Source organism: Skermanella sp. (assembly GCF_059503625.1).
This window is the reverse complement of sequence record NZ_JCACHA010000804.1, coordinates 1-9,296: the sequence shown is the minus strand read 5'-3', so window position 1 is coordinate 9,296 and position 9,296 is coordinate 1. Positions and strand designations below refer to the sequence as shown.

The 9,296-nt window shown below is 65.6% G+C and carries 9 protein-coding genes; 4 read left to right on the top strand and 5 right to left on the bottom strand.

From position 1 onward, the window contains the following. The first annotated feature begins 218 nt into the window (after nt 1–218). Entirely contained in the window at nt 219–359 is a 141-nt protein-coding gene (locus AC5JJ6_RS28575) for a hypothetical protein (RefSeq protein ID WP_496045311.1), read from the top strand. A 37-nt stretch (nt 360–396) separates the two neighbouring features. Beyond that, complete coding sequence (locus AC5JJ6_RS28570; RefSeq protein ID WP_496045310.1) at nt 397–1,452, top strand: alpha/beta fold hydrolase; 1,056 nt, start codon at nt 397–399, stop codon at nt 1,450–1,452. Nucleotides 1,453–1,521: 69 nt separating this feature from the next. Here AC5JJ6_RS28570 and AC5JJ6_RS28565 read toward each other — a convergent pair whose 3' ends face one another. Both AC5JJ6_RS28565 and AC5JJ6_RS28560 read right to left on the bottom strand, forming a co-directional pair. Next, a complete protein-coding gene (locus tag AC5JJ6_RS28565; protein WP_496045309.1) occupies nt 1,522–3,477 on the bottom strand; it encodes a PHA/PHB synthase family protein in 1,956 nt (651 codons plus the stop codon). A gap of 247 nt (nt 3,478–3,724) precedes the next feature. Further along, nucleotides 3,725–4,042, bottom strand: coding sequence for a hypothetical protein (locus AC5JJ6_RS28560; protein ID WP_496045308.1), 318 nt, complete (start codon nt 4,040–4,042; stop codon nt 3,725–3,727). 570 nt (nt 4,043–4,612) lie between these two features. Here AC5JJ6_RS28560 and AC5JJ6_RS28555 point away from each other — a divergent pair. After that, nucleotides 4,613–5,080 carry an SDR family oxidoreductase gene (locus tag AC5JJ6_RS28555; RefSeq protein WP_496045307.1) on the top strand — a complete coding sequence of 156 codons (468 nt, stop codon included), beginning with the start codon at nt 4,613–4,615 and terminating at the stop codon, nt 5,078–5,080. Between the two features lie 77 nt (nt 5,081–5,157). Here AC5JJ6_RS28555 and AC5JJ6_RS28550 read toward each other — a convergent pair whose 3' ends face one another. The 3 genes from AC5JJ6_RS28550 to AC5JJ6_RS28540 form a co-directional block, all read right to left on the bottom strand. After that, nucleotides 5,158–5,367 carry a hypothetical protein gene (locus AC5JJ6_RS28550; protein ID WP_496045306.1) on the bottom strand — a complete coding sequence of 70 codons (210 nt, stop codon included), beginning with the start codon at nt 5,365–5,367 and terminating at the stop codon, nt 5,158–5,160. Between the two features lie 1,165 nt (nt 5,368–6,532). Further along, on the bottom strand, nt 6,533–7,531 hold the full coding sequence (locus AC5JJ6_RS28545; RefSeq protein WP_496045305.1) for a lactonase family protein: 999 nt from the start codon (nt 7,529–7,531) through the stop codon (nt 6,533–6,535). Then, entirely contained in the window at nt 7,528–7,881 is a 354-nt protein-coding gene (locus AC5JJ6_RS28540) for a hypothetical protein (protein WP_496045304.1), read from the bottom strand. Before AC5JJ6_RS28540 ends, AC5JJ6_RS28545 begins: the two co-directional genes overlap by 4 nt. Before the next feature lie 92 nt (nt 7,882–7,973). On the opposite strand from AC5JJ6_RS28540, the gene AC5JJ6_RS28535 reads away from it, so the two are divergent. Beyond that, a complete protein-coding gene (locus AC5JJ6_RS28535; RefSeq protein ID WP_496045303.1) occupies nt 7,974–8,870 on the top strand; it encodes a LysR family transcriptional regulator in 897 nt (298 codons plus the stop codon). The last annotated feature ends 426 nt before the right edge of the window (nt 8,871–9,296 follow it).

Sequence of the window (9,296 nt, the reverse complement as noted above, 5' to 3'; positions counted from 1 at the left end):
GAAACGCAATTGACCAGCAAGAGTTCAGCCGCCCCCAGACATTCGCAGCACCGCTTAGGGGCTGCTCGTCGACACGAAGCAGCGCTCATACCCACTGTTGCGAGGCAGATTGTGGTCGCGGTGCCCGGTTGCGTCCCCGACGGAGCCTACCTGAAAAACAATCGTGATGAGTTTTGCTGCAGCGCAGCATTACATCTAACGAGGGTTTCGGGAGGGACATGCAAAGGATCGAACCCGTGATTGGAACAATATTCTTTTTCGGCAGTTTGGTCGCCCTGTTGGCCATCAACTGCGCCGCCCGCATCGCCATCGATGCATGTGACTTCGACGGCCTGCCGCAACCGATCCAGATCGACTGACCTGGGCCGAGACGACGCAACTAAACATTATAGGAATATGGCATTGAATCTCTCCACAGCAGCAAAGATTCTTACTGGGAGTCGGACAACGCTCGCCATCGGGGCGGCCGTCACCGCCCTCGGCGCGCTTGCGCTGGTTAACCGCGCCGCAGCGCGTCAGGCGGAGCGTGAACATCCGCCCCGTGGCGCCTTCCTTGATGTGGACGGCGTCCGGCTGCACTATACCGATCGGGGCACCGGGCAACCGATTGTCCTGATCCACGGCAATGTCGTGTCTGGCGACGACTACGACACAAGCGGCGTGGCCGAGCGCCTGCTTCAATCTCACCGGGTCATCGTCTTCGACCGACCCGGCTTTGGCCATAGCGGGCGCCCGCGGGGACGCGCCTGGACGGCAATGCAGCAGGCCGAACTGCTCCACAAGGCGCTCAAGCAGCTAGGGATCGAACGCCCGGTTGTGGTAGGCCACTCGTGGGGCTCGATCGTGGCGCTCTCGCTCGCGGTGCGGCACCAGGCCGACACGGCGGGCCTCGTGCTGCTCTCCGGGTACTACTTCTGGACCCTGCGGCCGGACGTGCTACTGGTCACCGCGGGAGCGATCCCGGTGCTCGGGGACATCCTGCGCTATACGGTCTCGCCGTGGCTGGGGCGGCTCCTGATGCCCTTGCAGAAGCGCGCCATGTTCTCGCCGGCCTCGGTCACCAAGCGGTTCCGGCGCGAGTACTCCGACGCGATGGCGCTGCGGCCGTCCCAGATCCGCGCCACCTCGGTCGATGGCACGCTGATGATCCCGGGCGCGCTGGGCTTGCGCCGACGCTACGCTGACCTTCGGATGCCCGTGATGATCGTGGCAGGGGACGGTGACAAGGTCGTCTGGAAACGCAGCGCTGAACGCCTGCACGCCGCCATTCCGGGCAGCGCGCTGCGGATCGTCGAGGGGGCGGGGCACATGATCCATCACTCCGAGCCGGAGCAAGTTGTCGAGGCTATTCAGTTGACTGCTAGGACGTCCGCCAAGCTGCCCGCAGCAGTGCTCAGCGAATCACCCGTGTCGCTCCGAGCAGTCTCCGACGCTTCAGCCCGAGCAGCGTAGCAACGCTTCCCTCCGGGGTGCGGGGCGGCTGGCGCCGAGGCCGATGCTGGAGAACGCGCCCGCGTCGTCCTATTTCTCCAGCACGTAGGTGCCCGGCGCGCCGGCGATCGGCGGATGCGCGGCGCTGCCTGTCGCTGGTGACGTGTCTCTCTCGCCCGACCGCGCCGCAAGCCAAGCTGACCAGTCCGTCCACCAGCTGCCGTCGTGCTTAGTGGCTGCCCGGCGCCACTCCTCCGGCGTTGCCGCTTGCGCCTCGTTGGTCCAGTAGGCGCCTTTGCCGCCCGGCGGGTTGATGATGCCAGCGATGTGGCCAGACGAGGCGAGCACATAGCGTACCTTGCCGCCGAAAAGCTGCGTGATGTGCCAGGCAGCGTCCCAGGGAACGATGTGGTCCTTCTCGGCGCCGACCGCATAAGCATCCAGCTCGATGCGTCCAAGATCGATGGACTCGCCTTTAAGCTCGACCTTACCTGGCACGATCAGGTTGTTCTCCTTGTAAGTGTTCCGTAGGTACCAGGCGTGTGCGGCGCGGCACATCCGCGTCCCGTCGCTGTTCCAGTAGAGCAGGTCGAACGCCGGCGGCTTCTCGCCCATGAGATAGTTGTTCACCACGTTCGCCCAGATCAGATCATTCGAGCGCAGCAGGTTAAACATGTTGGACATCTCTCGGCTATCGAGATAGCCGCGCTCCATCATCTGCTGTTCAACCAAATCCATGGCCGGCTCGTCCATAAAAACGGCCGTGTCGCCTACGCGCGCGAAGTCCTGCAGCGAGACCATGAAGGTTGCCGCATTGAAGCGCTTGTCCCTCTTCCGGGCCAGCCACGCGAGAGTTAGGGCGAGCAGCGTGCCGCCGATGCAGTAGCCCATCACGTTGATGGACGTGGTGCCGGTGATCTCGCGTACGACATCGCTCGCCTCTAGCGGACCGAGGTCCATGTAGTCCTCGAAGCTTATATCCTCCATGGACGCATCGGGATTTTTCCAAGACACCATGAACACGGTGAAGCCTTGGGAGACGAGGTGCCGCACCATGCTGTTCTTCGGTTGCATGTCGAGGATGTAGAACTTGTTGATCCACGGCGGTATGATCAGCAGCGGCGTCCGGTGCGCCGTCTCGGTTGTCGGCTCATACTGGATTAATTCAAGCAGACGATTGCGGTGAACCACCTTGCCTGGCGACAGGGCCAGGTTGCGCCCTGGCGCAAAGGCGGTGGCGTCCACCATGCTGAGCCGCCCATTTTTGAGGTCCGCCGCCAGGTTGCGTGCGCCGTCGGCGAGGCTGGCGCCGCCGGTCTCCATCGCGCGGCGCAGCGCCGCCGGATTCGATGCAAGCAGCAGCGCCGGGCTCATAGCGTCCACAAACTGCCGGAGGTGGAAGTCGAGCCGTCGGCGCTCCGCCTCGTCCACACCCTCCGCCTGCTCCGCGCCTTGCTCCAGCAGCCAGTCGGAGGCGAGCAAATAGGCGTCCTTCAGCGTACGATACACCGGGTTGGCGTGCCACTCCGGGGCGGCGAACCGCTTGTCACCGCCGGCGGCTGGAACACTGCTTCCCGCCGGCTCCGCCCCCCACCATCGCAGGCCGGCCTCGTTCCAAGCCTCCACGGCCGAGCGCAACAGGTTCGCGTTCAGCTCCACTGCCGCCATGGCTGCGCCGGGCCGGTTTAGGGAGCGCAGCCACACCGTGCGGAGCGCTTTGACAACCTCCGCCCAGTCCACGGGTACGATCTCGCGGAGCGGATTGGCATTCCAAATCTGATCAACGGAACGAAGGAACGGATTCTTGGCTAACATGTCACTAAGCTGTGCCACCCCGCCGGCGACCGCGCTGCCGTTGAGCTGATTGGTTGTCATCTGCGACCAGGACTTGGCATGGTTGGCCCAATCCCAGGCCGCCGATTCAGACATCGCTTCTACCCAGGAGGCCCAGACCCCAAGCATCGCGTCCGGTCCAGGCGAAGGGCTCCTGCCGCTTTCGCCCGGATGGCCATTTCCGAAACTCTCGCCGTTGTTCTGGCCTGCCATGGCGTGCCCCTCTTTCGGTGATCCCGTTCGCACCGTGTCGTATTCGACCTGATCTCAGGGCCTCGCCGCAGCGTTTCCGACGCCGCAGCTGCAACGCCCATGTGGATTTCTCAACGCCTCAAGGTCGGCCCGGTTGGCAACCGTCTAGAAGGCCTGCAGTATCGTCACCCGGGACCGCAGCGGATTCTCGCCAGCGCTACTTGCCGAGCTTGGTCATCGCCTCACGGTTGTTTGCCACCGGAGGCCGTTATGGACTTCTGGTCGGTTGCGCGGCCTGCATGGGCATGAGGCAGGTGAGGGCGACGAGGTGGAAATCGGCGAGGGTGCTGGCATAGCCCTCGTGGTCCTGCATCAGCCGGCGAAAGCGGGTGACCCGGGCGAAGGGCCGCTCCACCAGCCGGCGCCACGGCAACAGCACAAAGCCACGCCTGGCGTCCGGCAACCTGGCCGCCTCGGAACACCTCACGCAGGGCGTGCTCACGCTGCCCAGCAGCGTCAGGTAGGGCGCGACCAGAGCCCACTCGTCCTCGGTGACATCGGACGGACAGGGCCTGCAGGCATCCACGCCCCGCAGCCCGATCGTTACCCTGCCAAGGGCCAATAATAGCCTTTAGCCGTCACGACGATATAGAGCGGTGCGACGACCGATGTAGCGCGCCAGCGGAAGCGGCACCTAAGCGGGGAGGACGCGTGTGATTGCCTGACCGGCGACGCCGGCCGTGGCGAGAGGTCGGTCCACATCGTGGCCCTTGCGTGTCATCCTGGAGAGGCTGGTCATGAGGGTGACTACGTAGTCGGCCAGGCGCTCGGCCACGTCCGGGTGGGTGACGGCGAAAAGCGGCCGAAGGTGTCGTCGGCAGCGCCGGTAGGGGCGCGAGCTACCTTCCGCGTCCCGGGTTCGTTTCAGCGGGCACCTACGAGACGTTTGGATGATTTGTGTGGCGGTTACTAGGCTGAACCTGGAGGAGGGCCTGATGACCAATCTTTGTGGCAAGTCCATTCGCGTGCTGGGCGGCAGCCCGAGGGATCGGAGCGGCGATCGTGCGCTGCTTCGCCGCCGAGGGCACGGCGGTGACCTTCACCTATGCAGGCTCGGCGGAGCGACTTGGCAGCGGAGACGGGCGCTACGGCAGCGATGACGAACAGCGTGGATCGGGATGCGGTGACCGCGCGGGTACGGGAGAGCGGGCCGCTGGACTTGCTGGCGGTAAGTGGAGGGGTGGGCGACCCGCTGGAGCCGGACCCGGACGGGGTGGACCGACTGATCTGCATCAACGTGAACGCGCCCTACCACGCGGCAGTCAAGGCTGCTCGACGGATGCCGGAGGGCGACTGCGTCATCGTGATCGGCTCCGTCGACGGCGACAGCATTCCCTTCACGGGCCTGTCGGCCTACACGATGAGCAAGGCGGCGCTGCAAGGCATGGGACGGAGGCCGGCGTGGGATTTCGGCCTGCGCTGGATAACGGTGAACGTCGTGCAGCCTGGGCCTCGGTACGGACCTGAACCCGGCGGACGAGCCGATGAAGGACACGAGTATAGGTCCGAAAATAACCCTTCCCGCGTTCCGCAAAGCGGATCAAGCCCAAAAGCTCGCGCATAGGGCCGGATGCAGCATAGGACGGAGGACCGCAAAGGATCGCTTGTCGCGGTAACCTCCCTGGCGGGGTGGTGGGGTGCCTATCCTGCCCCCTGCGCTTTTCTCACCCCGTCAAGCACCGCCTCATGCGTCGCCAGTATCCGCCGCAGAGTGGGTTTTCCCTTGTCGCTCGCCTCGGCAATGCCCTCGTGCATTTCCTCGATCCCAGTCGCCATCTGCTCGGCCAAGCCGGATAGCCGCTCCTGTAGCTGCTCGTCGTCATCCTTGAGCTCAGCTGTCCAGACAGCCAAAACGCGCGAGAACTCGGTTGCAGCGCGGGCGGGTGGGACACCCGCTTGCAAGAGCTTGATCAGGGGAGCTAGGTCTGAAGTAGGGGAACGAGACATGCTTGTGAATGTAGGTAAGCGGACCGTAAGTGGCTAGACGGCGCGAGGCGGCATTGTGTCGAGTGCAACGGTCAAGGTAAACGGGCCGAGAACGAACCGACGTCGCTAGATCAAACTCGAATGGCCCTGATCGCATGCGAACGAACCGAAGGTCGACCGGGCCTCCGCCATTCTGGCGAATGGGCACGAGCTTGCGCGCGGGCTAGCGACCGATCAGCGGAGGCAGCATCGCCGAGGTGGTGAGTAGCTCCTGAGCGGCGCCGGTTTATCAGGCGCGCGGTTGTCGCTACCCCTACGCGCGGGATCAGAGGTTAAAGGGTGCTCTACGTCTTCCCCCGCCGGCACGGTGGCTGTAGCGGTCCGCGCTTACCGCCGCCCCTACGAAAACTCAATTGCGGCACTGGCCGGCGTCAAGGTGCGGCTCGACCCCGACCGCACCACCAGGACTGACATTTTGGGCTGGGCTTGGTGCCAAGCGGCCGACGACCGCGAGGGTTGGGTGCCCGGATCCTAGCTCGAGCGGCAGGACGGGCGCCTTCGATTGCGCCGCGACTTCGCTGCGCTGGAGCTTGACCTAGACTCAGGCGACCGAATCGATCTCATGTTCCAGCGAGAGCGGGTTTGTTTTCTGCCGCAAGCCGGACGGAGACGAGGGTTGGGTGACCGACGCTGTGCTAGCGCTCCTCTCCAGCGAAGCTCGGCGCTGACCGGAGTGCGCCCATATTCGCCTCGATGAGCGTTCCATGCGGTCCGCTCTAGTACGTCGAGCCGCGCATGCCTCATCGCATATGGGATGACACGGCGCGGCTTCGCCGGATTGGCGCGAAATGGACGCGGACAGCCCGTCTGCGTCAGGCGCCGTTCCGACGCGCTGTAATGCACGCCGCGACGAGGATGGCGCTCACGCTGAAGAGCAGCCACGTGGAAACCGCGAGGACCCAGTCGGCGCGAAAGTCCAAAATCGGCGGGCAGCGAGCGCTGGCGGATCGGTCCGCCAAGCCCGCCGGCTCCACGGCCGACTGCCTGTTCGCCGTCGCGCGGGCGCGCTGCCGCCACCGCGCGGAGGCGTTCAGCGGATCAGCTTGACGACATGTGCGCCGCGCATCACCGGCACGCGGGCGTTCATCTGCACCAGCATCGGGCGTGGTCCTTCGATCAAGCGGAAGAAGTCCACCGTGGTCTGCGCGGTCGGTCGCTGTGGGTTGAACTGCGCGAAATTGGCCACCGCGAGGTGCCGGCCGGATGCGTCGAAGGTGATGCCCTCTGGCAGGATGCCCTCGAATGGCAGTGTGTGCAGCGGCGTCAGGCGGCCCGTCGCCGGGTCGAGGTCGAGCAAGGTCAGCGAAGAGAAAAAGGTCAACCGCTCGTCGCCTGGCGCGAGGAAGGAGTTCTCCATGTTGATGCTCACAACGCGCCGCCCGTCCGGCGAGATGGCGAACTCCTCGGCAGAGGCACCGACCGCCGCCATCCCGACCACCACATGCCGCACCTGCCCCGCCGCATCGCCCATCGCGTCGAAGGCGACCGAGGTGATGGTCGAGGCCTGCGCGCCGACATAGAGGTCTGCTGCGCCGCCGAACCAATAGAGGTTCGTCACCAGGAAGTGCTGCCCATCCGGCGTCCAATGGCCGACGCCCGCAAACTTGCCGGTGATGACGGGCTCGCCCCAGGCGTCGAGGGTCGGTCGCTCGTCGGCGCCGCGGCCCACCCGGAAGAAGCGCGCCTCATGTTGCGCTGGGAAGGTCGCGGCGATGAAGCGCCCATCTGGCGAGAACTCGATGTGCCGCACGAAGGCCGCGGTGCCCGGCAGCTTCAGCGCCGTCGACTCCCCGAGGCGCCCATCCGTGCCGACCGTGAAAAGGCAGACGCCGACCTGCGGATTGTCGGCGACGTTGATCGCGAGCGTCCTCCCGTCCGGCGTCAACGTCGCGGCATGGGTGCGACCCTGTAGTTCGACCGTTTGGATCACGCGCGGTGCAGCGGTGTCGCGTAGGTCTACCACCGAGACCCGGCGACCAGGGCGCAGCTCCTCCCGTCGCGTCGCGCCTTCAGGCGGTGGCTCGTTCATCTCTGTAACGAAAGCGAAGCGGCCATCACGCGTGATCGCGAGATTTGACGGCCAGGCCGTGACGGGTTGGAAACCGGCACTTCCACTGGCCTAAGCCCGGCCGCGCCGGCGGTGAGCGGGATAACCGAGAGGGTGTCGCGCAGTCCGGCTTCCCGCGGGCCGAGCCGTCCGTCCATGTAGGCCGAAGCGACCATGTCGGCGTCCGAAAGGACAACCAGGTAGCGGCCTTGGAAACCAAAGTATCCGGGGAAGTCCTGCGCCGCCCGCGCGGCGGTGCCCATTGCCAACGCCGCGGCTGCGGCTGCGGCTGCGGCTGCGGCTGCGGCTGCGGCCAGAAGTGACGTCCTCATGCCCATTCTCCTCTCCTGATGATGGGAGCGGTCCGAAGTTTGGTAGCCTGGGTGCTTGTGAAAACCGATCACGGGCGAGCATCTGTCGGATTATGGCGAACACCGACCTCGACCCAAGGCTGCTCCGCATTTTTCGCGCGGTGGCGGAGGAACTGCACTTCCGGCGCGCAGCAGCCCGCCTGCACGCCACACCCTCCGCCGTCAGCGATGGAATGGCGGAGCTGGAGCGGCGGGTGGGCACGCAGCTGCTGCGCCGGGACCGACGACGGGTGCAGCTTACCGAGGCCGGGCACGTGCTGTTGGCCGATGCTGCCGACCTGCTGGGGGGCGCCGCCGCCGCAGCGGCGCGGGCGCGGGAGGTCGCGCGGGGCCAGCTCGGCGGAGGCACGCTCGGCCTCATTGGCGCCGCGACGTTCGAGGCGGCGCCGCGTGTCACGAGCCTGGTGCGGACGGCTGCGCCGGGCCTCGTGCTGCGCTTCCGGGAGATGCCAGCGCGCACCCAAATGGAGGCGCTGCGCGAGGGCACGTTGGACGCCGGCTTGGTTCGGGCAGAGGCACGGCCGCTTGGCCTCACCACGCGCGCAATCCTCCGTGAGCCCGTTGTGTGCCTCCTGCCCGAAGGTCACCGGCTGGCGCAACAGGATCGGCTAGCCATCGCCGAACTGTACGGAGAGCCCGTGCTCAACTTGGCGCGGGAGCAGGACCCTGCCGGGCACGACTTCTATCTCGCCCTTTATCGCGCCGCAGGCTTTGAACCGCGAGTGGAGCACGAAGCCAGTCAAGTCGCCACTATCCTGTTCCTGGTTGCGACCACAGGCTGCGTAGCCCTCGGCCCAGGAGGGTGGCGCGTGCTCCGGCGCGAGGGCGTTGTGATCTGCCCCTTGACGCCTCCCACGCCCGTGGTCGAGACACGCTTGATCTGGAACCCCCGCCGCGTCACGCCTGCACTCGAGCGCGTGTTGGCTGCCGTCCCCGATTTTACGACCTGAAGAGGCCGCGACGATCTGTTCATCTGTGGGTACCCCTGCGGGTCAGGGCGCATTTGCATTGCTGACACTGAGAGCACGGTGCGGTCATGTGTCGGTTTCGTACGCGGCCAGTCTGGCTTGGGCCGATGAGCTGCGCGGAGCAAGGGGCGTTCAAGGTAATGCGCCCGGGTGGCGCGTTGCGATGAACGGCCTGTCTCGTCACCGGCTCGCCGATTTCTTGCTGTTATCGTCGTTTCGCCACCTTGACCTTCACCGGACGCGGCGAGCTCGGACGCGACCGCGCAGGCGATGAGTATGCTGAATCCCAATAAGGCTGCTGTGCCGTAGATAGGCTGAAAGCAGTGGGGACCTTGTTGGCAAATTTGGCCAATTCTAAGCTCGACTTTGGCCATTTCCGGGAGACGAGGCGGCGGAGCGGGTGAGCGG